The sequence below is a fragment of the Flagellimonas sp. HMM57 genome, assembly GCF_021390175.1.
Lineage (GTDB): Bacteria > Bacteroidota > Bacteroidia > Flavobacteriales > Flavobacteriaceae > Flagellimonas.
The window spans coordinates 533137-558111 of sequence record NZ_CP090004.1; the positions used below are offsets into that span (position 1 = coordinate 533137).

General features: G+C 38.4%; 23 protein-coding genes. 14 read left to right on the forward strand and 9 right to left on the reverse strand.

Annotated features, from left to right (window positions below; translation table 11 throughout):
* Positions 1 to 38: 38 nt before the first annotated feature.
* The 7 genes from LV716_RS02380 to LV716_RS02410 all read right to left on the reverse strand — a co-directional run bounded on the left by LV716_RS02380 (position 39) and on the right by LV716_RS02410 (position 9982).
* Entirely contained in the window at positions 39 to 878 is an 840-nt protein-coding gene (locus tag LV716_RS02380; RefSeq protein ID WP_163416171.1) for a sugar phosphate nucleotidyltransferase, read from the reverse strand.
* 2 nt (positions 879 to 880) lie between these two features.
* A complete protein-coding gene (locus LV716_RS02385; protein ID WP_163416173.1) occupies positions 881 to 1936 on the reverse strand; it encodes a GHMP kinase in 1056 nt (351 codons plus the stop codon).
* Positions 1937 to 1943: 7 nt separating this feature from the next.
* A complete protein-coding gene (locus LV716_RS02390) occupies positions 1944 to 3332 on the reverse strand; it encodes a Gfo/Idh/MocA family protein (protein WP_163416175.1) in 1389 nt (462 codons plus the stop codon).
* A 40-nt stretch (positions 3333 to 3372) separates the two neighbouring features.
* Positions 3373 to 5694, reverse strand: a complete 2322-nt coding sequence (locus LV716_RS02395) for an FdhF/YdeP family oxidoreductase (RefSeq protein WP_317167624.1) — start codon at positions 5692 to 5694, stop codon at positions 3373 to 3375.
* Positions 5695 to 5746: 52 nt separating this feature from the next.
* Positions 5747 to 6631, reverse strand: a complete 885-nt coding sequence (locus tag LV716_RS02400; protein ID WP_163416177.1) for an MBL fold metallo-hydrolase — start codon at positions 6629 to 6631, stop codon at positions 5747 to 5749.
* 51 nt (positions 6632 to 6682) lie between these two features.
* Positions 6683 to 7198, reverse strand: a complete 516-nt coding sequence (locus tag LV716_RS02405; RefSeq protein ID WP_163416179.1) for a PepSY domain-containing protein — start codon at positions 7196 to 7198, stop codon at positions 6683 to 6685.
* A gap of 159 nt (positions 7199 to 7357) precedes the next feature.
* On the reverse strand, positions 7358 to 9982 hold the full coding sequence (locus LV716_RS02410; RefSeq protein ID WP_163416181.1) for a valine--tRNA ligase: 2625 nt from the start codon (positions 9980 to 9982) through the stop codon (positions 7358 to 7360).
* Positions 9983 to 10179: 197 nt separating this feature from the next.
* Here LV716_RS02410 and LV716_RS02415 point away from each other — a divergent pair, with 197 nt between their 5' ends.
* Entirely contained in the window at positions 10180 to 10566 is a 387-nt protein-coding gene (locus tag LV716_RS02415; protein WP_370637469.1) for a DUF1573 domain-containing protein, read from the forward strand.
* Positions 10567 to 10623: 57 nt separating this feature from the next.
* Here LV716_RS02415 and LV716_RS02420 read toward each other — a convergent pair whose 3' ends face one another.
* Positions 10624 to 11925, reverse strand: coding sequence for an aspartyl protease family protein (locus LV716_RS02420; RefSeq protein ID WP_163417846.1), 1302 nt, complete (start codon positions 11923 to 11925; stop codon positions 10624 to 10626).
* A 186-nt stretch (positions 11926 to 12111) separates the two neighbouring features.
* On the opposite strand from LV716_RS02420, the gene LV716_RS02425 reads away from it, so the two are divergent.
* The 9 genes from LV716_RS02425 (at position 12112) to LV716_RS02465 (ending at position 20911) form a co-directional block, all read left to right on the forward strand.
* Positions 12112 to 13302, forward strand: coding sequence for a pyridoxal phosphate-dependent aminotransferase (locus LV716_RS02425; RefSeq protein ID WP_163416183.1), 1191 nt, complete (start codon positions 12112 to 12114; stop codon positions 13300 to 13302).
* Entirely contained in the window at positions 13302 to 14318 is a 1017-nt protein-coding gene (gene murB, locus LV716_RS02430) for a UDP-N-acetylmuramate dehydrogenase (protein ID WP_163416185.1), read from the forward strand. Before LV716_RS02425 ends, murB begins: the two co-directional genes overlap by 1 nt.
* A gap of 204 nt (positions 14319 to 14522) precedes the next feature.
* Positions 14523 to 15089 (forward strand): RNA polymerase sigma factor, encoded by a 567-nt coding sequence (locus LV716_RS02435; protein WP_163416187.1) that lies wholly within the window; start codon positions 14523 to 14525, stop codon positions 15087 to 15089.
* Positions 15086 to 15844, forward strand: coding sequence for an anti-sigma factor (locus LV716_RS02440; RefSeq protein ID WP_163416189.1), 759 nt, complete (start codon positions 15086 to 15088; stop codon positions 15842 to 15844). The genes LV716_RS02435 and LV716_RS02440 overlap by 4 nt, the downstream gene beginning before the upstream one ends.
* Before the next feature lie 75 nt (positions 15845 to 15919).
* Positions 15920 to 16105 carry a membrane or secreted protein gene (locus LV716_RS02445; RefSeq protein ID WP_163416191.1) on the forward strand — a complete coding sequence of 62 codons (186 nt, stop codon included), beginning with the start codon at positions 15920 to 15922 and terminating at the stop codon, positions 16103 to 16105.
* 56 nt (positions 16106 to 16161) lie between these two features.
* Positions 16162 to 16722, forward strand: a complete 561-nt coding sequence (locus tag LV716_RS02450) for an RNA polymerase sigma factor (protein ID WP_163416193.1) — start codon at positions 16162 to 16164, stop codon at positions 16720 to 16722.
* 63 nt (positions 16723 to 16785) lie between these two features.
* Positions 16786 to 17661 (forward strand): lipoyl synthase, encoded by an 876-nt coding sequence (gene lipA, locus LV716_RS02455; protein ID WP_163416195.1) that lies wholly within the window; start codon positions 16786 to 16788, stop codon positions 17659 to 17661.
* A 20-nt stretch (positions 17662 to 17681) separates the two neighbouring features.
* On the forward strand, positions 17682 to 18692 hold the full coding sequence (gap, locus tag LV716_RS02460) for a type I glyceraldehyde-3-phosphate dehydrogenase (RefSeq protein ID WP_163416197.1): 1011 nt from the start codon (positions 17682 to 17684) through the stop codon (positions 18690 to 18692).
* 44 nt (positions 18693 to 18736) lie between these two features.
* Positions 18737 to 20911, forward strand: coding sequence for a response regulator (locus LV716_RS02465; protein WP_163417847.1), 2175 nt, complete (start codon positions 18737 to 18739; stop codon positions 20909 to 20911).
* On the opposite strand, the gene lpxK is transcribed toward LV716_RS02465, so the two are convergent.
* On the reverse strand, positions 20908 to 21903 hold the full coding sequence (gene lpxK / locus LV716_RS02470) for a tetraacyldisaccharide 4'-kinase (RefSeq protein WP_163416199.1): 996 nt from the start codon (positions 21901 to 21903) through the stop codon (positions 20908 to 20910). The genes LV716_RS02465 and lpxK overlap by 4 nt on opposite strands.
* A 57-nt stretch (positions 21904 to 21960) precedes the next feature.
* On the opposite strand from lpxK, the gene LV716_RS02475 reads away from it, so the two are divergent.
* The 4 genes from LV716_RS02475 (at position 21961) to LV716_RS02490 (ending at position 24916) form a co-directional block, all read left to right on the forward strand.
* Positions 21961 to 23055: a Nif3-like dinuclear metal center hexameric protein gene (locus LV716_RS02475; protein ID WP_163417848.1), complete on the forward strand. Its 1095-nt coding sequence runs from the start codon at positions 21961 to 21963 to the stop codon at positions 23053 to 23055.
* Between the two features lie 3 nt (positions 23056 to 23058).
* A complete protein-coding gene (locus LV716_RS02480) occupies positions 23059 to 23838 on the forward strand; it encodes a zinc ribbon domain-containing protein (RefSeq protein WP_163416201.1) in 780 nt (259 codons plus the stop codon).
* A 66-nt stretch (positions 23839 to 23904) separates the two neighbouring features.
* Positions 23905 to 24288: a DUF4174 domain-containing protein gene (locus LV716_RS02485; protein WP_163416203.1), complete on the forward strand. Its 384-nt coding sequence runs from the start codon at positions 23905 to 23907 to the stop codon at positions 24286 to 24288.
* A 133-nt stretch (positions 24289 to 24421) separates the two neighbouring features.
* Complete coding sequence (locus LV716_RS02490; RefSeq protein WP_163416205.1) at positions 24422 to 24916, forward strand: DUF2391 family protein; 495 nt, start codon at positions 24422 to 24424, stop codon at positions 24914 to 24916.
* Positions 24917 to 24975: the final 59 nt, after the last annotated feature.

Consider the following 24975-nt stretch of genomic DNA (forward strand, 5'->3'; position numbering starts at 1 on the left):
AGTTAATACGTTTATGGGGTTAAAAATCTGTTCTCAATTTACTCCAAATTTTTGAATAACCTAATATCGCCCGCTGCGGTTAAATCTGGAATGTGCTCAGAACGAGGGATACAGACCATACTTTTTGGAAATTCCCTAATAAGATTCGCCACTGCTTTTGGAAGCTCTTTTTCGCTCCTGACCATATCTAAAGGACAATTTTCGAGAAATGGATATACCTGTTCTCCAGAAAAACTGAAAATATTCATACTTACCCTAAGCTCATTGGTTTCGTCTTTATATTTTTCAATTTCCCCTAATTTTGGCTTTTCAATGATTCCTTGTAAAAAACCATCTGAAGAAATATCCATTACGGCAAACTTCAATATACGCTCATCGGTAAATTCGAATCCGGAACTACCATAACTGATCAAGGCATTGGGCGCATTTCTATCTGCCTTCAAATCTTTCAATGCACCAACAGAATATAGGTTATCGCCATTACAGACCGTAAAGCAACCTTCTTTTAGTTCAGGATATTGGTCCAAGCACTGCTGAAGCGCATCTGCCGTACCCAAAGGTTTTTCTCTTCCTTCAGGAATGTATTGAATGGCAAAGTGAACACTCAAATCAAACGAGAAATAATCTGCATTCACCAAATCATGGAAAGCCTTGTTCTCCGGTGAAGTTATAAGGAATATTTTTTTGTATCCGGCATTGACAGCATTTTCTATCAAATAGTATAAAAATGGTCTATTATTTTTACCTACAGGGATAAGGCTTTTATGATGGGCAGCAGCAATTTTTTTTGTGCTCTCATCTAGCGTTGTGCTTTCAAGACTTCTTTTCATTCGGGAAGAAGCTCCTCCTACCATAATGATCAGACTTTCATTTTTCATGTTTATATGGTTATAAGTTTGACTTCATAAGCTGCTACTGCTCCAGCATCTAAAAATGCTTGCTTCACAACATTTTTACTGGTATCATCGACTATTGCAACCATGCAGCCACCGCCACCTGAGCCAATAATCTTTGCACCAAATGCTCCGGATTTCCTCGCTGCATCCATCATTTCAATCATGTCTAAAGGTGTATTCCGTATTTGATTTTGGAGTATTGCTTGATGATTGTTCATTAGTTCACCGAGCAGTTTTAAATCAGGCTTAGTGTTTTGTAGTATTCTTTTCGCTTGTAATGTAATGTCATAGTTATGGATAGCTGCAAACCAATGTTCACGATATTTATTGGGTACAACAGTTTTACAATTTTGATAATCATCTAAAGTAGCTTTTTCCATACTAAATTTTGGATTTACATTCTTTACAGCAGCAACAGCTTTTTCCGCATATGACCTAGCATTTTTGAGAACACTTAGTGTTTTTTTCGATATGCCCGATTCCGCAACGATGAGCTTACCTAAACCTCCAACAAGTCGTTCCGTCTTTCCTATTTTCGTATCTATATGGAGTAGTCCACCTTGTGCAATAGTAAACATATCCATCAAACCACCAGGTTGTCCAAAGAATTGCACTTCGGCTTTATAGGCCCATTTTCCTACTTGGATATCATCAATTTCACCAATATATTCTTGGGTTTTACTCAAAAAGCGTATCCAAGCCACTACAATAGCCGAAGAACTGGATAATCCTGCATTAATTGGAATATTACCCGAAATCTCAATATCATATCCTGAAATGAAATCAAACCCTTCTTTTTTTAGAATAGCCATTGACGACCTGTAATAGTCGTTCTTTTTAATTGCAATTAAATCATCATCCAAAGAAATAGAAATTGTTGATTTTAAATCCAACAACTTTATATGGAACATTCTTTGTGAATTCGGTGCTGCGCTTAAATGAATAAATCGATTAATGGTCCCAGCAATCACCGGTAGCCCTAAATAATCTTGATGGTCTCCAAAAAAACAGATACGTGCGGGAACTTTTACGTGAACCATACAGCGTTTAACTTATGATAGCCAAAGGTGCTGTAGTTTTCCAATTTCCCCTTGTAAAATCTGGGAATTCTTGTGGTTTGCCACCATTTGCCACAGAACGCTCACTTAAAGGCGCTATGGAACTCCAAAAACAGCCTTCATAAACATTTTGATCTAGTGAAAGTCCTTTTTGTAGGCATTCCACAATACGGTACACCATGATGCCATCCATACCGCCATGCCCACTTCCCTTTGCAGCCTTATTGAGTCGAGTGTAGAGCGGATGATCATACTTTTCGTAAAGTACTTGTAGTTGTTCGCCCTGCACCCACGAATGATGGTCTTTCGTTATCCCTTCTACTCCACCCTCCAGTGCTACTCTAGTTGGATATCCTGCCAGTGTACCCTTTGTACCTTGAAGAAGGTTTAGACGTGAATAAGGTCGTGGGCTTGTCTCATCCCATTGCACCATAATGGTTCTCCCCAAGTTGGTTTTGATGATTGAAGTATTTAAATCGCCTCCTTGAAAATCGAGCTGATTCCATTTATGATTGATGGGGTAATTTTTTTGTGCATAAGTAGCTCTACCCAATGAAGGCGTTGAAAAAGAAACCAGACTTTTAAAAGTATCCTCACTTCTTGCCAGATTCATATACTGTGCAACAGGACCTAGGCCATGGGTCGGATACAAGTTCCCGTTACGGTTTGCATAATGGTGGGTTCGCCAAGAACCTGTGCCCCGCTCCTGCTCTTCCATTTGCCAGCGCAATTCATGGACATACGCGGCTTCGCCATGCAAAATTTCGCCCACAATACCTTGTCGGCACATATTCAGAAACATGAGCTCATCCCTACTGTAGTTTACATTTTCGAGCATCATACAATGCTTTTGGGTTCGTTCACTGGCATCAACAATAGCCCACATTTCTTCTATCGTTACGGCAATGGGCACTTCAACAAAGGCATGTGCTCCTTGGTTCATCGCTTCAATGGCCATAGGTGCATGATTTTTCCAATTTGTAGCAATAAAGACAACATCTGGTTTCACTTCTGATAACATTTGCTTCCAAACTTCTTCGTCTCCAGAGTATTGTTTGATATTTTTATGCCTATCGGGTGTGGATACTTCTCTGACCCAACCTACTTTTTGCTTGACCAAATCCTCATAGACATCACAAATAGCAACTACTTCAGTATTTGGTAATGCCGCCAAAAATTTTAAATGATCTCCTCCACGTGCGCCTACACCAATAAAAGCAGCTTTCACATTTTCTAATTTTGGAGCAGCGTATCCACCCATATATTTTGATTGAGAAGGTCGCTCGCTATTAGCTCTTAAATAACCGGGCACTATGGAGACTGCCGCAGCTGATAGTGAAGTTTTCTTTAAGAAATTACGTCTATTTAGGTTTTTCATTTTGGTCTGGTCAGTTGTTTTTTTAGTCGCAAACAATTAATCATACATAATTGCTTGCATCTATTTTAACGATTAGGGATTTGCTCACTGGTGTATAACTCTTGTCTGCATACAAATCATTGGGAATCAAAACATTGGTCTCTGGAAAATAGGCGCAAAGATTTCCGGAAGGAATATCATACGGAATAATCTTAAACTGCTCCGCTCTGCGTTTTTTGTTGGAATAATTACTGGTCAAATCCACCACTTGTTCAGCTTTTAGCTGTAAACTTGCCATATCTTTTGGGTTCATGAAGATTACCCTCCGCTCTCCGTAAATACCTCTGTATCTATCGTTCATGCCATAAATAGTTGTGTTGAACTGATCATGGCTACGAACCGTCATTAAGATAAACTCACCTGTTTTTAAATCATGTTGAGGAAGTTTACAAACAGAAAATTGTGCTTTTCCACTAGGTAATCTTGAAAAGTCCGCTTCTCTAACATTATTGGGCAAGTAAAATCCCGAGCCTTCAGATTTTATAGAATAATTCTGATACCCCACCAATACTTGGGAAATTTTTTCCCGTAGCAAGTCATAATCTTCGCCTAGGGTCTTCCAATCTATAGAAGTCTCAGCACCAAAATAGGCACTGGCAATATTTGCTACAATTTCTGGTTCGCTCATTAGGTGTTCACTGGCAGGTTTTAACCTACCTTGACTTTGATGCACCTTGCCCATACTATTTTCAACAGTCACAAAACGTTCTTTGTCCATTTCCGATCTTCCCAGCGTAGGCAAAATTAATGCGGTTTTACCTGCAGTAAGATGCGTACGATTGAGTTTTGTACTCACTGAAACCGTTAAATCACAATTCTGAAATGCTGTCGCGGTATACTCGGTATCCGAAGCTGCTGAAACAAGATTTCCTCCTAAAGCAATAAATACCTTGGCCTTGCCCTCATACATTGCCTTTATGCCCTTAACCGTATCGAAACCTTCTTTTTCTGGAGGGTCAAAATCGAAAGCTTCTTTAAGGGATTTATTCAAAGATTTTGAAACATAATGCATAATACCCACACTACGGTCACCCTGTACATTACTATGCCCTCTGACGGGACAGGTTCCTGCTCCTTCTTTGCCAAGACTCCCTTTTAATAGCAAGAGGTTTACGCACTCCTTAATGTTCTCCACACCGTTTTTATGCTGTGTCAATCCCATGGCCCAGCAAATAATGATCTTTGATTTTTTAGCTAAAAGTGCCACAGTTTCGTCAACATAGCTAGAATCAACTCCACATAAATCCAGTAATTCGTCTTCACTGTACTGTTGTAAATCATCTAAAAGTGATTGATAGCCATTAGTCTTTTCATTTATAAATTCGTGGTCAAAAACTTTTTCACCCTTTTCTTCTAATACTACCAAGCGTTTCATAATGAGCTTGAGCAACGAAACATCTTGATTGATTTTTACCTGTAAAAAAACATCGGTCAACTGGGTACCATTCCCTAAGATTCCGTTGACCTGTTGTGGATTTTTAAAACGGCTGAGTCCACTTTCCATAAGTGGATTGATTGTAATGATCTTACCTCCATTTTCTTTGCACTTTTGTAATGCAGAGAGCATTCTGGGGTGGTTGGTGCCAGGGTTTTGCCCCATGATCATTACTACTTCTGCACTGTAAAAATCCTCTAGCAATACAGAGCCTTTTCCAATACCTAAAGTTTCTGAAAGTGCCACTCCACTGGATTCATGGCACATATTGGAGCAATCGGGCATATTATTAGTGCCAAAAGCACGTGAAAATAGGCCATATAGAAATGCCGCTTCGTTGCTAGAACGCCCAGAAGTGTAAAAAATAGCTTCGTCTGGAGAGTTTAAGCGATGTAAATGCTGTGAAATAACCTGAAATGCATCCGACCAAGAAATTGGTTCGTAATGAACAGCACCGGGTTTTAGGATGAAAGGTTCTGTAATGCGTCCACTTTTCCCGATTTGATAATCGCTCCAAGTTGAGATTTCTTCCACGGAAAACTTCTTGAAAAAATCCCTGTCCACGCGTTCAAAAGTGGTTTCCTCCGCTATTGCTTTGGCACCATTTTCACAATACTCTCCTAGTTTTGAAGGGGTTTCCGGGTCGGGCCAAGCACATCCAGGACAATCAAAGCCTTCTTTTTGGTTCATATGGGAAAGCGTCTTCAACGACCTGAACAACCCGGACTCTTTACTCACATGTTCCAAGGCGGCTTTTATTCCCGGCACACCAGCAGCGTAGTCCTTAGGTTCGGTAACTTTTAGGTTTGAGAATTCAATAGTTCCCGTAACGGAGATGTTTCTTTTTTTTGGGCTTCCCATAGTGTAGCTAAATTCTCGTGTATCCAACTACAAGTTAAGGCTTGAAACCAGAAAAATCTATAGCATTGGGAAATTTATTTTAATCTGCGGATTTGTAGATAAACTCAACGATTCGGTCAGCATTTATAAAACCTTGCCCGTGGGTCGCATCCCATTCTTTGGATAAATTCATTTTTTGGGTCTGTTCCAGAGAGTTACCTTCAGACCTAGCTTTTACGATGCGTTCTCTCAATTTAGCTATAACATCTTGATAGATTTGCAAATCATTCTTTGATGCTACTGCCCCATGACCCGGTATTATTTTGGTCTCATCGTCTATCATGCCCAAAGCCATGGTAACATTGCTTATTAATCCATCAATATCCCCTCCAGAGTTCAAATCGATGTAAGGGTAACGCCCCACAAAAAAATTATCGCCCATATGCAGTACATTATCTTCCGGAAAATAGTAGTACGAATCTCCATCCGTGTGTGCATCGTTTACATGCATGGCATACATTGTATTGCCATTGTCTAAATGTAAAGTCATTTTATCGTTGAACGTGATAACGGGTAAAGCAGCTCTTGGTGATGGTTCAACAACTCTACCGCCGCCACGGTCTTGTTTTGTGGACATTCTTTTGCGAACATTTTCATGGGCAATGACCAAAGCTCCCTGATTCGCCAGATTTTCGTTACCACCAGTGTGATCACCATGCCAGTGTGTATTCAATACCCATTTTACGGGTTTATCCGTTAAAGTTTTTATATGTGCAAGTATCTTTGCGGTCAACGGGGCAAATTGGTCATCAATAACATATGCATTTTCTTTTCCTACGACCAATCCAATATTTCCGCCCGCACCGAACAGCACATAAATATTGTCCGACAACTTTTCTGAAGTGATTTCAACTTTGCTCCAATCACGCTGACCATATGCCAAAAAGGATATGAGAACAGCTATTACTAAGACGGTTTTTTTCATTTTTTAATTTGAAGGTTACACTTTAGTAAGTTACGGTTTTGGGACAAAACCTTACACGAACAGTAAAACTAGCGTAACCACAAGACCTGCGGCTGTAAAAAGAAGTCCTTTTTTGAAAATCGTCGTCTTGGGCAAAAACATCCAAAATGAAGAAACAACAAAAAACAACAAGGCCAATCCAAAGAAAATATTCAAAAAATACAATGGGTCGGCCGATTTAGCCTTGTGTAAATGGGCCATCTTATCAAGTACATAGGGCAACTTCTTTAAGGTGTACTCTACCTGTCCTGTCTCTATATTATAGGTACCTTGCTTAAAAGTTGCGATTTTCCCATCCGTAGTGGTAAACTTTAGACGCTTAATCTTTACTTCAGAACCCACTTGGGTCGCATTCAATCCTGCTTTAAGTTGCTTTTCATAATGGTATTCCTTTTTAAGAAAATCAGTATCCCTAAAAATAAGTACTATGCCACTAAGGGCATAGACAGCCATAATACCGGCCAGAAAAAAACCCAAATATCTATGATAGGTTCGTATTCTATTTGAAAAATCGCGTTGCTTGGACATTATTTAGAATGATTTTAAAAGCACGCAATTTGCAACATTTTGTTGTATTCAGGAAAAAAAATAAAACTAAATGGACAAGATTAACACTCTACGTCCATCGCTCTTGTTTTTGGCCGGGCAAATGATGAAGAGTGATCTCAATATTGATTCTCGACCAAATCAAGATAAACTTGCCAAACTCTTTTCCAAAGTTTCAATTTTAGCTTCAGCATCGGCTACTTTCTTTTTTTCCATACTCACAACTTTTTCCGGCGCATTATTTACAAACCGCTCATTGCTAAGTTTCTTTTGTACGGATTGCAGAAAGCCCTTGGTGTATTTAAGCTCTTCTGTAATTTTCTTAATTTCAGCGTCAATATCGATTGTTCCTCCAATGGGAATAAAATATTCGTTGCTCTTCACTCTAAAACTAAGTGCCCCGTCCAAACTTTTATCTACAATTTCCATTGAAGAGAGGTTGCCCAATTTTGAAATAATCGCGTCCATTCTATCGTCTGTTCCCTCACTATTTAAAATATATAGTTGCAAAGCATCTTTCTGGGGAATATTCTTCTCTTTGCGAATGGTACGAATACCAGAAATCACATCTGCGGCAAAATCAAAATCTTTAATTAACGTAGCATCTACATCCCCAACTTTTGGCCAGTTTGAAACAATCAATGCTTGCTCTGGTGTTCTCTGGTCGATATGTTGCCATACTTCTTCTGTTAAAAATGGCATAAATGGATGAAGTAATTTCAGGTTTTCTTCAAACAAGTGGATTACGGCATCATACGTGGTTTTATCAATGGGTTGCTGATATGCCGGCTTAACAATTTCCAATAGCCAGGAACAGAAATCATCCCATACCAATTTGTATATCGCCATCAGTGCATCCGAAATGCGGTATTTTGAAAAGTGGTCTTCAATCTCCGCTAGGGTCTGATTAAGCTTAGCAGAATACCAGTCAATTCCAATTTTTGCTGCTTCAGGTTGCTGTAAATCGGCAACTTCCCATCCTTTAACCAGTCTAAAGGCGTTCCATATTTTATTGGAGAAGTTTTTCCCCTGCTGACAAAGTGCCTCATCGAACATTAAATCGTTTCCTGCCGCAGAACTCAATAAAAGTCCTACGCGAACCCCATCGGCTCCAAACTCCTCAATCAACTTTAAAGCATCCGGTGAATTACCTAGTTGCTTGGACATTTTTCGGCGTTGTTTATCCCTGACCAACCCTGTAAAATAAACATTTTCAAAAGGTTGTTTCCCACGATATTCATATCCGGCAACAATCATTCGTGCTACCCAAAAAAAGAGAATATCCGGTGCGGTTACCAAATCGCTAGTGGGGTAATAGTAGTTTACTTCTTCGTTTTCGGGGTCTAAAATACCTCCAAAAACACTCATAGGCCATAACCAGGATGAAAACCAAGTATCCAATACATCGGGGTCTTGGCGTAAATCGGATGCTTGGATGTCTGGATTCTTTGACCTTGCCATTTCAAGGGCTTCGTCCTTGGTTTCGGCCACTACAAAATCTTCCTTGCCATCACCATAATAGTATGCAGGTATCTGTTGTCCCCACCATAACTGACGAGAAATGTTCCAATCTCTAATGTTTTCCATCCAGTGGCGGTAGGTATTCACAAACTTTTTAGGGTATAGTTTAACATCACCTGTTTTTAAAACACTCTCCAGAGCTGGTTTTGCCAAATCTTCCATTTTAAGAAACCATTGGTCAGACAATCTGGGTTCAATAACCGCCTTTGTGCGTTCTGACGTGCCTACTTTATTAAGGTGTTGTTCTGTTTTTACCAAAAATCCGTTCTCTTCAAGTTCTTTTGAGATTTCTTTACGAACTACAAAACGGTCTTTTCCTTGGTAATGGAGACCATAGGAATTAAGCGTTGCATCATCATTAAAGATATCAACAACCTCCAAATTATGTTTATCTCCTAGGTTTTTGTCATTTTCATCGTGTGCCGGGGTTACCTTTAAGCAACCCGTACCAAACTCAATATCAACATAATCATCTTCGATAATTGGAATAACCCGATTACAAATAGGAACAATGGCTTTTTTTCCTTTCAAATGACGGTATCGCTCATCGTTTGGATTGATACAAATGGCGGTATCCCCTAAAATTGTTTCAGGTCTAGTGGTCGCTATGGTCACTTTTTCGTCTGATCCTTCAATCTGATAAGACAAATAATAGAGTGTTCCTTGCCTTTCTTCATAAATAACCTCTTCATCCGACAATGTTGTTTTGGCCTCTGGGTCCCAATTCACCATTCGAAAACCCCTGTAAATCTTCTCTTTTTTATATAAATCGACAAAGACTTTGATGACCGAAGCTGACATATCGTCATCCATTGTAAACTTGGTTCGATCCCAGTCGCAAGAACAGCCCAATTTCTTTAGTTGCTGAAGAATTACACCACCATATTCGTTTGTCCAATCCCAGGCATGCTTTAAAAATTCTGTTCTGGACAAATCTGGTTTTGCAATACCTTCACTTTTAAGTTTGGCCACAACTTTTGCTTCAGTAGCTATTGACGCATGGTCCATACCGGGAACCCAACAGGCATTCTTTCCCAATAGTCTGGCCCTTCGGATAAGCACATCTTGTATTGTATTGTTGAGCATATGCCCCATATGTAGCACCCCGGTAACATTTGGAGGGGGTATTACGATGCTGTAAGGCTCTCTATCATCTGGTTTTGAGCTAAAAAAATCATGCTTCATCCAGTAAGAATACCAGTGTTCCTCTACCCTATTTGGGTCATATTTTGATGGAATTTCCATTTTTCGGTATAGTTTTTGTCATTTGGCACCTCGGATTGGCGTTTCGGCAGATGCAAAGTATGTAAAATTAACGCTATGCTTTGTTCGAAAACCAATATTGAAATACGAAACAAAAATAAGTAACGTTATTACATAACAAAAGAATTTTGGATGCAGGTGTGAAAACATTTACTTTTGAAGTTCACCCAAAACTAGAAATGATGAAAAAAACTGTACTCATGTTGTTTGTTGGATTTCTTTCTTTAGGAATCTATGCACAGGAAACAGCAAAAATTGAATTTAAAAGCGAAACCGTTGATTACGGTGAGATTGAAAAAGGTAGTGATGGTGTTCGAGTATTCGAGTTTACCAACACAGGAAGTGCACCATTGGTGATAAGTGATGTAAAATCCAGCTGTGGATGTACCATTCCAAAAAAGCCAGAAGGTCCTATTTTACCAGGGAAAACAGGTGAGATTCAAGTGAAGTATGATACCAAAAGAGTTGGGCCAATTAGAAAAGCCATTACGGTAACATCCAATGCTGATACTCCTACAAAAGTTCTAAAAATAAAAGGAACCGTTAAGGGAGAAGGAGCCAAATAAAAAATAGTAGTTTAAAATGGAAAGCCTTTTCTACATATTTAGAAAAGGCTTTTTTAGTTAAAAGACTTTTTTAAGCACAAAGGAGAACAACAAATCTTTGTTGTAACGTTCTATCAAAACCTTAATGCGTTTTCCTTCTTTATCATTGAGCATTTTCAGTACTTCCTGTAGTTTGTACTTGTGAATTCTTTTTCCGTTGACAGCTAGGATTACATCACCTTCTTGCAATCCAGCTTCTTCAGCGGGACTGCCAGCCCTTATACTGGAAACAATGATTTCGGGCACCAAACTCAATCTTGTCTTGTTCTCGAGTAAAATTTGTACGTTACCAAAGGATGCATCATCATTTCTAACTACACCGTTTGCATCTGCAAGACTCTCAGCAATATAGCGAAGTCCGTTATGCTGTAATTCAATACCAGCTAAATTATACTGAAATGGAGTTTTAAAGTATCCGTTCTTTTTGAAGGTGACTTGATTTCTAGAGTAATCAAAAATAATATTGAAGCGCTTTAAAATTTCGCCGCCAACACTACCATTACGATCACCAAAGTTTTTGATAAATCCAAATGATTCACGGTACGGAAAAGCAGCTTTGGCATCTTTAAGTTCAAAATCACCAATTTTAATACCATTGACTTTGGTCCGTTTTCCAAAAATGTCACCACTCAACCCTCTTCCCAGATAATCTTCATAATGTTTTTCAGGGATATCCAACCCTTTCTCCGGTGCGTGAAAAAGCCAAAGTGCGTCACTACTTCCGGTATCTACCAATAATTTGACAGGCACATCTTCTGCATCATTCATCAAAACTTTTCCTTCAACATAGGCCTTCCTTCGTTCTATGGAGATTGGAAGTGTCTGTGATTTTGATTTAGCTCTGTTCGTAGGATTGTACAGACTAGGGTCGTACAGTTTAATATTTTTACTATGGTAATTGACTTCGACCACAAAATCCCTGAACAGGTCATAGCCCAAAATTCCGTGCACAGGTATACCTAAGGACGTCGAAAAGTTGATTCCTTTATCCAGAACTACATATAGGTCCTGATTGTAATTTTTGGCTTTTCCCAACTTAAACGTGTTCCCCTTAGAACTGAGTGCTTTCATGGGCTCACCATCACCCAAACCTCTTATGGTTACTTCCGAAACGTTGTTGATGGGTACAGAATCCTTGTCCGTTAGGTTAAAAAGTATGGGTTTGCTAACGCCTGAGTCCAGCACAAACGTGAGTGCTACACCATTCACCTCTAGAGGGACAATAATAAGATTATTGATCAATTGAAACTTTACTTTCTGGAATTTTTGGCTCTTTGGCAATTTGAAGCCTTGAGCGGAAACCAAAAATGGTAATAGCATCAGAAAAAGTATAAAAAGATGTAGGTTTTTTTTCAATTTGCTTACTTCTAAACGTTTATACCTATTCAATATACAAAATAATAACAAACCTATACTTTAATTTAACATTCCCAGCACTACAGAAATAATGACATAATCTGTTGCTTTCAAGTATTGGTTTTATCATTTTTGCGTAAATTTTCAAGCATGCCAAGTATATCTACAAAAGGGAAGCAAATGCCAGCTTCGCCAATACGAAAACTGGTTCCTTATGCCGAAGAGGCCAAAAAAAGAGGGACCCACGTTATTCATTTGAATATTGGACAGCCAGATATAAAGACACCTAAAGTGGCTTTGGATGCGGTAAGAAATCATACCATCGAAGTACTTGCATATAGTATGACCGAAGGTTCTGAAACCTACAGAAGCAAAATAGCAGGTTATTATGCCAAAAACGATATCCATGTTTCTTCTTCGGATATCATCGTTACGACAGGTGGATCGGAAGCACTTTCCTTTGTCATGGGTACTATTATGGATACCGATGATGAGATTATCATTCCAGAACCTTTTTATGCCAATTATAACGGTTTTGCAACCGCTTCGGGTGTAAATGTTGTTCCAATCGTATCTACGATTGAAAATAATTTTGCACTGCCCCCAATAGCTGATTTTGAAAAATTGATTACGTCAAAAACCAAGGCAATTTTAATTTGCAACCCAGGAAATCCTACCGGCTATCTTTACAGCAAAGCTGAAATAAAACAATTGGCGGAGTTGGCCAAAAAACATAACCTGTTTTTGGTAGCGGATGAAGTATATCGTGAGTTTGCCTACGATGGCCGTGAGCATTATTCCATTTTGCAAGAACCCGGATTGGAAGAACATGCAATTATTGTCGATTCCGTATCCAAAAGATATAGCATGTGCGGTGCACGTATCGGTTGTTTGGTATCTAAAAATAAAAATGTGGTAGAAACTGCCCTGAAATTTGCGCAGGCACGTCTTTCCCCTCCAACGTTTGCCCAAATGGCCAGTGAAGCTGCTCTTGAAACACCACAAGAATATTTTGATGATGTTGTTACGGAATATGTAGAAAGAAGAAATACATTGGTTACCGAATTGCAGAAATTGGAAGGTGTTAAGGTTGCCGTTCCACAAGGGGCATTTTATTGTGTCGTTGAACTGCCCGTTTCAAATGCCGATGATTTTGCGCAGTGGCTTCTTGAAAAATTTGAATTGGATGGAAATACCGTCATGGTGGCCCCGGCAGCAGGTTTTTATGCTACGGAAGGATTGGGGAAAAATCAAATCAGAATCGCTTATGTTCTTGAAAAAGAACAACTCGTTACAGCTGTACAATTATTGGGAGTCGCTCTGAAAACCTACAACGCTTAGTGAATATACAGGAAAACATATCATTAAAAGAATACAACACATTTGGCATTGATGCCAAAGCACGATTTTTCATAGAAATCAACGGACTGGCCCAACTCCAAAAAGTCCTTGAACTTGAAGCATACCCAGAAAAATTTATCATCAGTGGTGGTAGCAATATGTTACTAACCAAAGATATTGAAGCGCTAGTGCTCTACATAAATTTAAAGGGCATAACCATTACAGAAGAAAATGATGATAAGGTTATTGTAAAGGTAATGGCCGGTGAGAACTGGCACGAACTTGTACTGTGGAGTTTGGAAAATGGGTATGGAGGATTGGAAAACCTATCACTTATCCCAGGTAACACGGGTACAGCACCAATACAGAACATTGGTGCTTATGGGGTCGAACTCAAGGATATGTTTGTACAATGTACAGCTATGGAAATAGCCAGTGGAGAATTGGTTGTATTCGACAAGGAGGCTTGTAGGTTTGGATATAGAGATTCCATCTTCAAAAATGAGGCAAAAGGAAAATATATTATTACTTCGGTAAGTTTAAAGTTGACAAAACAGAACCACAGTTTAAACACCGGTTACGGAGCGATAGAAGCAGAATTAGAAAATCAGGGGATTATTTATCCCACCATTCGCGATGTATCTAATGCGGTGATTTCAATTCGCCAAAGTAAACTACCCGACCCAAAGGAAATTGGAAACAGTGGTAGTTTTTTTAAGAACCCCATTATTTCAAAAAGAACTTTTGAGAAATTTCAAAAAAACCATCCTGGGGCACCATTTTACAAAGTTTCTGAAGAATCCTATAAAATACCTGCAGGCTGGCTTATTGAACAGTGCGGATTTAAAGGAAAGCGAATTGGGGAAACCGGAGTTCATGAAAAGCAGGCTTTGGTATTGGTCAACTACGGAAACGCCACTGGAAAAGAAGTTCTTACCTTAGCGGAGCAAATTCAAAAAGAAGTAAAGGATAAGTTTAGTATTAATATTCAACCAGAAGTAAATATTATAAAATAACCCCTGCATCATAACGATAACAGGGGTTATACCAAACCAAACTAACCAAAAAATTTATATTCTTAAATGAGTATTCTCTCTTAAATGTTATATTTAACGCCAGCACATAATCCTTTTTCTAACTTAGCGTTCTGTTGTATATACGGCGTAAAAGTTATTTTAGATTTTACCCCCCATAAAATCTTTTTTTAAATAGCCCCATGAATGAGTACTTTGATTGAAAAACATATAGTTTCATTACTTGCTGAAAAAGATGATAAAGCAATCTCTTTGCTTTATGACCACTATGGTGACACATTATATGGTGTCGCATATAAGGTCTTGAGAGATGATGATTTGGCGCAAGATGTTCTGCAAGAAAGTTTTATTAAAATTTGGAAGAAAGCGGACACTTATGATGCATCCAAAGCAAAACTTTTTACTTGGCTGTTTCGTATTGTCAGAAATACTGCAATAGATAAACTAAGAAGCGTAAACAATAAATCGGACAAAGAAGTCCAAATAGATGTTTCGGACGTATATAACTTAGGAGTCAACGGAATACGACCCGAATTTATAGATGTCCAGGAAAACCTGGAAAAAATAGAACCTAAATACCAAGTTGTTTTAGAAGCTTTATTTTTTCAGGGGATGACTCAGCAAGAAGCTAGCGATGAATTGGACATTCCCTTAGGAACCATCAAATCGAGATTAAAGATCGGATTGCGGGAACTTGGAAAAATATACGGCACATCAATGACCTTGCTCCTATTGATAAATTTACTGTTATGAAAGAAAAAGTACAATTATTCTTGGAATCGGACATATTGGAAAAATACCTTTTGGGAGACGCCTCTAAAGAAGAAGCGCTAAAAGCCGAAAGATATATTACCATGTACCCAAAAGTAAGGGAGACTTACATGGAGCTTCAGAAAAATTTGGAAGCATTTGCCAAGTTGTATGCAAGAAAGACCCCTGAAGGTCTTAAGCAAATCATTCTTCACAGTGCCAAGAAAGAAAGAATTGCAAGTAGAAAACTATTCCGTTATGCAATTGCAGCTAGCGTAGCAATACTAATTTTTGCTGGGTCCGCGGTTTTCTTCTGGAATCAGAATCAAAATCTTCAACAGGAAAATACATTGGTTTCCAACAAGATGAAAAATCTTGAGGAGACCATGAGAAATCAACTGGAAGACGTAAGGAATCAGTTCATCGTACTCAACAATCCAGATACAAAAAGGTATCCGGTAAGGGGTAAAAAAGAAGCAAAAGAGCTCAAGGCAGTTGCTTATATCAATCCAGTTAAAAAGCTTTCTTATATCAATGTGAGCAATCTTCCCGAGCTTCCAGAAAACAAGTGTTTTCAAATGTGGGCAGAGGTTAATGGTGAGTTGGTCAATCTTGGCGTAATCAAACAATTGGAGGACAAAGACAATCTTTTGGCTTTACCATATGCAGAAAAAGCGATAGGCTACATTACAGTTGAACCAGAAGGTGGAAATACTTCTCCTACCGTACAGAATATTGTGGCCAATATCACCTATTAACAAACACCGCTAAAGTATCCTTAAACACTTCCGTTCTTAGGCAAGTAATTTGTAACTTTGTCCAAAATTTAGGATATGAAGTTAGTATTATTGACCATTGGTATCCTAGCAATTGCATTTGCTGGAATCGCAATAAAAATATGGTCTAAAAGAGATGGTAAGTTTGCCGGTACATGTGCCAGTCAAAACCCTTATTTAAATCAAGATGGAGAAGCTTGTGGGTTTTGCGGAAAGCTCCCTGCCGATCAAGATTGTAAATAGGCCATTCTCGGATTACGCTAACCTATTTCTGAAATCCACTACCTAGAAAAAAGTTTTTGGATAAAACAGAGGAAGCCATTAAGGAAAATATCAAAAAGGCGAAAGGGGGAAGTCAAATTGCCTTTAGTAACCTTCTGGACACTTTTTGGAACGATGTCTATAGCTTTCAACTTATCCGGACCAAAAATGAAAATGATGCCGAAGATATTACCATCAGAACATTTTCCAAAGCTTTTGATAAAATAGACACATACGATGCCACTTATGAGTTTAAAACTTGGCTCATTACCATATCCAAAAATCTTCATGTAGACCTTATCCGAAAAAGAAAGCGAAGTCTTTTGGATGGCATGTCCAGCCATGGGGACGATGCAAAAAAAATACTGGATGAAACTCCTTCGGTTGAAGATCAGTTGATTATTGAACAAAATCTGGCCAATCTCTTACAGGATATTAAAAAACTAAAGCCACATTATCAAAAGGTCATCAATTTGCGATATTTCAATGAGTTAAGCTATGCAGAAATCGCCAAAGAACTCAACGAACCTTTGAACAACGTTAAGGTAAAGCTATTACGGGCCAAAAAACTGCTTTCAGAGATTATCAAAAAAAAGTGAGTTGGCCCCCAAAATCTTATTTTCCTTAAGCGTTTTGTATCTTTGTAAACCAAAAAAAAATCTATGAGTACAGCTGTTGCTGATAACGTTCTACCTCCTAAGGGAAAACCAAAATGGCTTAGGGTAAAACTCCCAACTGGAAAAAAATATACCCAGTTAAGAGGTCTTGTTGACAAGTATGACCTGCATACCATTTGCACCTCTGGCAGTTGCCCCAATATGGGCGAATGTTGGGGAGAAGGAACTGCGACATTTATGATTTTAGGAAATGTTTGTACCCGTTCCTGCGGATTTTGCGGCGTAAAGACCGGAAGACCGGAAAGCGTGGATTGGGCCGAGCCCGAGAAAGTAGCACGTTCCATAAAGATTATGGGAATAAAACATGCCGTGGTCACATCTGTGGATAGGGATGACCTTAAAGATATGGGCTCTATTATCTGGGCTGAAACCGTTAAGTCCATTCGCAGAATGAATCCAGAAACTACTTTGGAAACGTTGATTCCTGATTTTCAAGGAATCGAAAATCACTTGGACCGAATACTCGCCGTTGCCCCAGAAGTTATTTCCCATAATATGGAAACCGTAAAACGACTTACTAGAGAGGTTCGTATACAGGCAAAATACGAGAGAAGCCTTGGTGTGCTGGAATACCTCAAAAAAAATGGAGCAAATCGAACAAAATCCGGTATTATGCTAGGTTTGGGCGAATTGGAGGATGAAGTCATACAAACCATGGAAGACCTAAGAAAGGTAGATGTTGATATTGTTACCATAGGTCAATATCTACAGCCCTCCAAAAAGCACCTACCTGTAAAATCCTTTATCTTGCCAGAGCAGTTTAAAAAGTATGAGGAAATAGGATTGGAGATGGGCTTTAGACATGTAGAGAGCGGCGCATTGGTCCGGTCTTCCTACAAAGCGCACAAGCACATACACTAGGTAAAAATCCTTAGTATCACATGAAAAATGTTCGTATTGGCATAAATGGCTTCGGACGTATTGGAAGAACACTGTTCAGGTTACTCCAGGAACATCCTAACATGAAAGTTGTTGCCATTAACGATTTAAGCGATGCCCAAACATTGGCACATCTTTTAAAATATGATAGTATTCATGGAATCTTCAATACCGATATTAGCTCCAACGACAATGAAATCAGAATAAATGAAGAGACCGTACATGTCCTCAATCATGAAACTCCGCAAGAAATAAACTGGAAAGCTTATGATGTAGATATTGTAGTCGAAGCATCTGGAAAATTTAAGAAAAAGGAATTTTTAGAGCATCATATCAAGAACGGGGCAAAAAAAGTCATATTGACCGTTCCTCCCGTGGAAGAAGATATCAAAATGGTTGTCATAGGAGTGAACGAGGATTTGCTAGATAAAGATGATCATATTATCTCCAACGCTTCCTGTACTACCAACAATGCTGCTCCAATGATAAAAATTATCGACGAACTTTGCGGTATAGAACAAGCTTACATTACTACAATACATTCCTATACATCTGATCAAAGTTTGCATGATAGACCTCATCGCGATTTAAGAAGGTCTAGAGCTGCGGGACAATCGATTATACCAACAACAACAGGGGCAGCCAAGGCCTTGACCAAAATTTTCCCCCATTTATCCAATGTAATCGGCGGATGCGGCATACGCGTGCCAGTTCCGAACGGTTCTTTAACAGATATTACCTTTAATGTTAAAAAAGAAACTTCTATTGAAGAAATAAACCATACTTTTAAGTATTATGCTGATACTCAACTGAAAAATGTGCTTTTTTATACAAAAGAGCCTATTGTTTCAATTGATATAAACAATAGTTGTTATTCTTGTACGTTTGATTCTTTAATGACCTCCGTGATTGGTAAAATGGTAAAAATCATTGGATGGTATGATAACGAAGCTGGATATAGCTCCAGAATTGTGGATTTAATAGGTATTTTTATAAAGAAAAATTACGTTTGACATATAGCTCCAAATACAAAAAAATCAGCTGCGTGAAACTGGCGATGTTGTGCATATTCCTATGCACCAAGATTTCCTTTGGACAAAAAGATGTTAGCTCCACTTCAAAAGTACAGTCCATTTTTGATAGATTTATGCTCTACAGGCACCAAAACAAGGTGGACAAAGCTTTAGAGACTTTAGATGAAGCTGCGGAAATCGCCGAAAATAATGAGGATGCCAAACTTTTATTGGATACCTATCATCAATATGCAAGATTATTTTTGGAAGAGGGAAACCGTGAAACCACCATTTTCTATTGGGACAGGGCGAGTATTCTTCTTAAAGACCTCTCTTATCCATACGGTCAGGCCTTTCACGACTATTTAGAAGCTGGGATTCGTTTTGATGAAGGAAACAATTTTCAGGCCTTAAAACTATTGGAAGAATCCAGAAAACTGAGCAACAATAGAAATTTGGGAAATAATATCCTATTACTTGAAGCTTACATATTCACGAATATCACCAACTACGAAGACGCCATTAAAAACCTACATGCCCTTATCGTTAACTCAGATGATAAGGAACGAGCTTATTTGGCAACTAAAGCCAACATCTATTTATCAAAAATAAGTATTGATCTAGAAGATTTGGAAGAAGGAATCATCCACGCAAAAGCCGCTCTGGAACTAGCTGAGAAACATGGATTTTCCAAAGAAACCCAAATAGCGTACCAAACGCTATCCGTTATTTACGAACAAACCGAAAACTTTGACGAATCTTTACATTATAAAAAGAGCTTGGAAAAAATAAAAGACTCCATCTTCAATATTGAGAAAGTAAAGTTAGAAGCAAAAACAGCAGATCGGATACGGTTTGAGCATCAGATGAACGAAATCAATAAGCTTACTGCTAAGAATGAAGAATTGAGCGAATCTAAAAATCGCTCGGAGATCACGGCTATACTCACCTCTGCTTTTTTAACCATAATTTCATTATTGGCAGTGTCCCTTTTTAGAAACAATCAAATCAAACTTAAAACGAACGATCTTTTATATACCAAGAACAAAGAACTGGAGCTGGCTAGAGATTCGGCGGTATCTGCAATGGAAGCTAAAACCAATTTCCTTTCAACCGTAACCCATGAGCTGCGTACACCATTATATGCAGTTACCGGATTGACCCATTTATTGCTTGAGGAGAACCCACAAGAACACCAAAAGGAACATTTGAGGAGCTTAAAATTTTCCGGGGATTATTTGCTCAACTTTATCAATGATATTCTTCAGATAAATAAAATTGATGCAGATAAATTGGAACCCTTGAACATTGATTTTAAACTACATAAAGTACTTGCAGACGTTGTAGATTCTCTCCAACAGAATGCACATGAAAAGGATACGACCCTAGTATTGGATTATGATCCAAACATCCCCATACAACTTCTTGGAGATCCAATTAAGATATCCCAAATATTCATGAATCTGGTGGGGAATGCCCTTAAATTTACCAAAGAAGGTAAGGTCGAGGTAATCGCCAAATTATTGAAAAAGGATACAGAAAACGTACAACTCTATTTTGAGGTAAAAGACAATGGCATCGGTATTTCCGAAGATCAACAAAAAAATATATTTGACAGTTTCGAACAGGGCTCCGTACAGATTAATAGAGAATATGGTGGTACAGGGTTAGGATTGACCATAGTCAAAAGCTTACTGGGACTGTTTGACAGTAAAATACATTTGGAAAGTGAACTGGGGCATGGTAGTTCCTTCTTTTTTGAACTAGAACTAAAATACGATACCAACACTTTGGACGAGGTTGCCTTTGAGCTTGATGTTGAAGAATTCCAATTCGAGGGATTACACGTACTTGTAGTGGAGGATAATAAAATCAACCAGGTCATCACCAAAAAGATGCTGGATAAAAAGAAAATAACCTGTGATATTGCCAATAATGGCAACGAAGCAATAGACCATGCAAAGGCCAATACCTATGATGCCATTTTAATGGATATCCATATGCCGGGCATCAGCGGTGAAGAAGCTACACGACAAATACGTAAATTTGATGAGGAGATACCAATTATTGCATTAACGGCAATTTCTCTTGATGATAGCTTGGAAAGTTTCTACGAAGCCGGATGTAACGATGTGGTAACCAAACCTTTTAAGCCCGAAGTATTTTATCAGAAAATCGGAGAAAATATCTTCAAAAACAAAATGGAAGGAACGGTTTAAACAAGGCCATTTACCACTTGTTCTAAAACTAAGTGGTCATTTTCATTAAAATGGTGGGCAACTTCCAGATAAAACAACTTCGGTAACTGCCCGTCTAACCTTACATAATCTTTTTCTGTGGTCAATACAATATCAAAACCCTTTAACTTTTCAATTTCTTGTTTGGTAAAGTAGTGATGGTCTGCGTAATCGAAGTGCTTAAATTGAATTCCTATCTGTTTTAAATGATTGACCAAGGGCATGGGAGAAGCTATTCCCGTCACCAATGCAATGTTTTTTCCCTCTAATTCAGAAAACTCAAGACTACCGTTACAACTACTCAGGTTTGCGCCATACTTCAGGCTACTAAAAAGTATTTTTTGATGTGAAGATTGCTTAAGTTTTTCGGATATCATTTGTTTTTCCCCAATCGATAATGCTTTCGGGCATTTGGTGACAACGATGATATTGGCACGTTTCGCTTCCCGCTTACTATCCCTTAAATCACCCGTTGGCAAGTACCAATCGTCTACAAATAAGTTGGTGTAAGCCGTCAACAAAATAGAAGACCTTGGTTTTACCCTTCTGTGCTGAAATGCATCATCCAAAAGAATAATATCCGGACTGACCAATTCTTCAAGTTTGCTGATGCCATTTCTTCTATCTGCATCTACGGCCACGGTTACTTTAGAGAACTTTTTGTGAAGCTGAAAAGGCTCATCTCCCAAATCCTCTACTGATGATTGAGACCCTGCAAGTAAAAAACCTTTGGACTTTCGTTTGTATCCCCTACTTAAAACAGCAACCCTATGTTCATGGAGCAAACGAACCAAATACTCAATCATAGGGGTCTTTCCAGTACCACCAACACTAAGATTACCAATACATAGTGTAGGTGTTTCGTAAGATATAGAGGTAAAAACTCCTTTATCGAATAAAAAATTTCGAACATGCACCACAATGGCATAGATCAAAGAAAATGGGAATGCTATTTTACGGAGCAATTGCAACATGGAACGAAAATATAATATTTTATCTTTAGCCCTACATAACTATAGATAAATAGCATGATGACCGTTAAGGAGGTTACAAACATATTGGAAGAGCTTGCACCGCTTGCCCATGCAGAGGAATTTGACAATGTAGGGCTATTGGTGGGAGATAGCAATAGTATAGTTACAGGTATTTTGGTAACACTGGATACATTGGAAAACGTTGTTGATGAAGCTATTGAGAAAAAATGCAATTTAATAGTCAGCTTTCATCCTATTATTTTTAAAGGCCTTAAAAAACTTACGGGTGCTAATTATGTTGAGCGGATCGTGCTCAAAGCCATCACGCACAGCATAGCAATTTATAGCATGCACACGGCATTGGACAACAGTAAGATGGGGGTAAATGCCAAAATCTGTGAAGTACTGGGTATCCAAAATCCAAAAATTTTGCTTCCAAAAAAACATACAATCAAAAAATTGACCACATATGCCACATATGCAAATGCAAACAACATAAAATTTGCTTTATTCGAAGCTGGTGCCGGAGAAATAGGCAATTACAGTAATTGTAGTTTCCTCACCGAAGGAGTCGGTAGTTTTAAACCAGGTGAAGGTTCCAACCCTACGCAAGGAGAAATAGGCAAAATCTACTATGAAAAAGAGGAACAGATCAATGTCATTTATTCCTTTGAAAAAGAAAAGCAAGTTTTAGATGCGTTATTCAAAACCCATCCTTATGAAGAAGTAGCCTATGAGATAGTTACATTGGAAAACACCAACCAAGACCTTGGCATGGGTATGGTGGGGACCCTTGAAACCGAAATGGATGAAACACAGTTCTTGAATTTGGTTAAAGATAAAATGAGGACATCAATGGTTCGGCATTCGCAACTGCTAGGAAAAAAGGTTGAAAAAATCGCCGTTTTGGGAGGTAGCGGTGCTTTTGCCATAGGAGCGGCCAAAAAGGCAAAAGCAGATGTTTTCATCACCTCGGACTTAAAATATCATCAGTTTTATGAAGCCGAGGGACAACTTGTTTTAGCCGATATTGGGCACTTTGAAACTGAGCAGTTTACAAAAGATTTATTGGTTGATTATCTTATCAAAAAAATTCCTAATTTTGCAATCTCTTTATCGGAGAGCATAACAAATCCCATCAAGTATTTATAATTTATGGCGAACAAAAAAGAAAACACCGTGGAAGAAAAATTGAGAGCACTGTACGATTTGCAGTTAATCGATTCCAGGGTTGATGAAATACGTAATGTTAGAGGTGAATTGCCTTTGGAAGTGCAGGACTTGGAAGATGATGTACTAGGTCTTAAGACACGTATGGATAAATTGAAGACAGATGTTGAGACGGTTAATTTTGAAATTGCCGCTAAGAAAAATCTCATTGAAGAATCCAAGGTGCTGATTAAAAAATATGCTGATCAGCAAAAGAACGTAAGAAATAGTCGTGAGTTCAATTCGTTGAGCAAAGAAGTTGAATTCCAAGAATTGGAAATTCAATTGGCCGAAAAGAATATCAAAGAATTCAAGGCGCAGATAGAACAGAAAAAAGAGGTAATTGCCTCGACCAAAGAAAAACTTTCAGAGAGAGAAGGACATTTGAAGCACAAAAAGGGTGAATTGGACGCTATTCTGGCTGAAACTGAAAAAGAAGAAAAGGCACTTTTGAAAAAATCAGAAGAATTCGAAGAAAAAATCGAAGACCGATTGATTCAGGCTTATAAAAGAATACGCCATAATGTAAAAAATGGTTTAGCTGTTGTAGCTGTGGAAAGAGGTGCTTCTGGTGGTTCTTTCTTTACCATTCCGCCTCAGGTACAGGTTGAAATCGCTTCTAGAAAAAAAATCATTACCGATGAACATAGCGGCAGAATTTTAGTAGATCCATTATTGGCAGAGGAAGAACAGGTGCGCATGCAAGCAATGTTCGAAAAGATATAAACTGGATAAATTCTTTACAAAAAAGACCATCTGCAGATGGTCTTTTTTTATTCCGTAATTTTAAGAATGAGACTTTTAGCAATTTTCTTATTATTCCTTACATTCCAAAGCGTGTCCTCTCAAGAACTTGCGCAATACAAATGGCAAAATAGGTTGGTCATCCTTGTTAGCTTAGATTTAGAATCAGCATCGGTGGAGAAACAAGCAAGCCTTTTCCATGATACTAAAAAAGCGATGACAGAACGGGAAATGCTATTACTACGACTATCTCCAGATTCAAAAGAACTTGAAGCTTACAATATATCATGGAACTATGAGGGAGTTTTGCTCATAGGTAAAGATGGTGGACTAAAAGCCAAATATGATTTCATGGTAACACCATCGATTCTATTTGAACTAGTGGACAGTATGCCGATGCGTAGGTCAGAAATACGGAGTAAAAATGATTAACCAATCTAGTTTGAGGAAATATTGCAGTTAATAATCAAAATCATGTAAAACTTTTGTGTTCTGAGACAGTTCTTAAGAGCTGTCTTGGGTCTGTCCATACTTTTTTGATCAAGGTGTATTATCTTTAAGTACTATGGAAGATCAAAAGACCTTTACAAAACGAATTGGGGGCTATCTGCACAAGATGGTTCCCATTACCGATGCAAGTGGAAAATTGCTCCACTATGTTACAAAACCTTTGATGGTAGAGCTCAAACCTAGGGATATTATGCAAATAATAATAGGCTCCACCATCTTGGCACTTCCGGTTACATATACCGAAGAAGCTTGGAAACTCGGTGAAGAACTACCATTGTTGAACGTAGGGTTACTTTCTTTGATATCATTAACCTTTATTGCTCTCTTTGTCTACTTCAATTTCTACAGGTTCAATATCAAAGGACATTTGTTCAACTATATTAAAAGAGTATTGGCAACATATCTTATTTCCATATTGGTCGTAGCGGTACTTCTTACTATAATACAGAGATGTCCTTGGCAAGAGGATGCATTATTGGCAATAAAACGTATAGTAATCGTCTCCTTTCCTGCTTCAATGAGCGCTACAATAAGCGATGTCATAAAATAGGTCCTATCCCACTCTCAGCATTGGTTAATCGATATTAGCACAAATGTCATTTCAATTTA

Coding starts and splice junctions, on each gene's coding strand:
- LV716_RS02475 (WP_163417848.1), top strand. CDS start 21,961: ATGACCGTTAAGGAGGTTACAAACATATTGGAAGAGCTTGCACCGCTT.
- LV716_RS02440 (WP_163416189.1), top strand. CDS start 15,086: ATGAAAGAAAAAGTACAATTATTCTTGGAATCGGACATATTGGAAAAA.
- LV716_RS02410 (WP_163416181.1), bottom strand. CDS start 9,982: ATGGAAATTCCATCAAAATATGACCCAAATAGGGTAGAGGAACACTGG.
- lipA (WP_163416195.1), top strand. CDS start 16,786: ATGAGTACAGCTGTTGCTGATAACGTTCTACCTCCTAAGGGAAAACCA.
- LV716_RS02420 (WP_163417846.1), bottom strand. CDS start 11,925: ATGCTATTACCATTTTTGGTTTCCGCTCAAGGCTTCAAATTGCCAAAG.
- LV716_RS02405 (WP_163416179.1), bottom strand. CDS start 7,198: ATGTCCAAGCAACGCGATTTTTCAAATAGAATACGAACCTATCATAGA.
- LV716_RS02400 (WP_163416177.1), bottom strand. CDS start 6,631: ATGAAAAAAACCGTCTTAGTAATAGCTGTTCTCATATCCTTTTTGGCA.
- lpxK (WP_163416199.1), bottom strand. CDS start 21,903: ATGTTGCAATTGCTCCGTAAAATAGCATTCCCATTTTCTTTGATCTAT.
- LV716_RS02485 (WP_163416203.1), top strand. CDS start 23,905: ATGAGACTTTTAGCAATTTTCTTATTATTCCTTACATTCCAAAGCGTG.
- LV716_RS02380 (WP_163416171.1), bottom strand. CDS start 878: ATGAAAAATGAAAGTCTGATCATTATGGTAGGAGGAGCTTCTTCCCGA.
- LV716_RS02390 (WP_163416175.1), bottom strand. CDS start 3,332: ATGAAAAACCTAAATAGACGTAATTTCTTAAAGAAAACTTCACTATCA.
- LV716_RS02480 (WP_163416201.1), top strand. CDS start 23,059: ATGGCGAACAAAAAAGAAAACACCGTGGAAGAAAAATTGAGAGCACTG.
- gap (WP_163416197.1), top strand. CDS start 17,682: ATGAAAAATGTTCGTATTGGCATAAATGGCTTCGGACGTATTGGAAGA.
- LV716_RS02490 (WP_163416205.1), top strand. CDS start 24,422: ATGGAAGATCAAAAGACCTTTACAAAACGAATTGGGGGCTATCTGCAC.
- LV716_RS02425 (WP_163416183.1), top strand. CDS start 12,112: ATGCCAAGTATATCTACAAAAGGGAAGCAAATGCCAGCTTCGCCAATA.
- LV716_RS02415 (WP_370637469.1), top strand. CDS start 10,180: ATGATGAAAAAAACTGTACTCATGTTGTTTGTTGGATTTCTTTCTTTA.
- LV716_RS02445 (WP_163416191.1), top strand. CDS start 15,920: ATGAAGTTAGTATTATTGACCATTGGTATCCTAGCAATTGCATTTGCT.
- LV716_RS02435 (WP_163416187.1), top strand. CDS start 14,523: ATGAGTACTTTGATTGAAAAACATATAGTTTCATTACTTGCTGAAAAA.
- LV716_RS02465 (WP_163417847.1), top strand. CDS start 18,737: ATGTTGTGCATATTCCTATGCACCAAGATTTCCTTTGGACAAAAAGAT.
- LV716_RS02385 (WP_163416173.1), bottom strand. CDS start 1,936: ATGGTTCACGTAAAAGTTCCCGCACGTATCTGTTTTTTTGGAGACCAT.